This is a genomic window from Pantoea stewartii subsp. stewartii, assembly GCF_008801695.1.
Lineage (GTDB): Bacteria > Pseudomonadota > Gammaproteobacteria > Enterobacterales > Enterobacteriaceae > Pantoea > Pantoea stewartii.
Genome location: NZ_VZPF01000266.1, coordinates 1 through 441, shown reverse-complemented (window position 1 = coordinate 441; position 441 = coordinate 1). Strand labels below are relative to the sequence as shown.

1 pseudogene is annotated in these 441 nt (G+C 53.5%); it reads left to right on the top strand.

From position 1 onward, the window contains the following. Positions 1-441, top strand: a pseudogene (locus F7Q90_RS26105) (serine-type D-Ala-D-Ala carboxypeptidase); the annotation flags it as partial.

The following is a 441-nucleotide window of genomic DNA, read 5'->3' as shown; positions in this document are numbered from 1 at the left end:
GTCTCCCAGCTAATACGCGGCATTAATCTGCAATCCGGCAATGACGCCTGTGTTGCGATGGCCGATTTCGCCGCCGGCAGCCAGGATGCTTTCGTCGGGCTGATGAACAGCTATGTGAACGCGCTGGGGCTGAAAAATACTCACTTCCAGACCGTACACGGCCTGGACGCCGACGGACAATACAGTTCAGCTCGCGATATGGCGCTGATTGGCCAGGCGTTAATTCGCGATGTGCCTAACGAATATGCCGTTTATAAAGAGAAAGAGTTCACCTTTAACGGCATTCGCCAGTTAAACCGTAACGGTCTGCTGTGGGATAACAGTCTGAATGTGGATGGCATCAAAACCGGTCATACCAGCAAAGCAGGCTATAATCTGGTCGCTTCCGCAACGGAAGGCCAGATGCGGTTGATCTCCGCCGTGATGGGCGGACGTACCTAT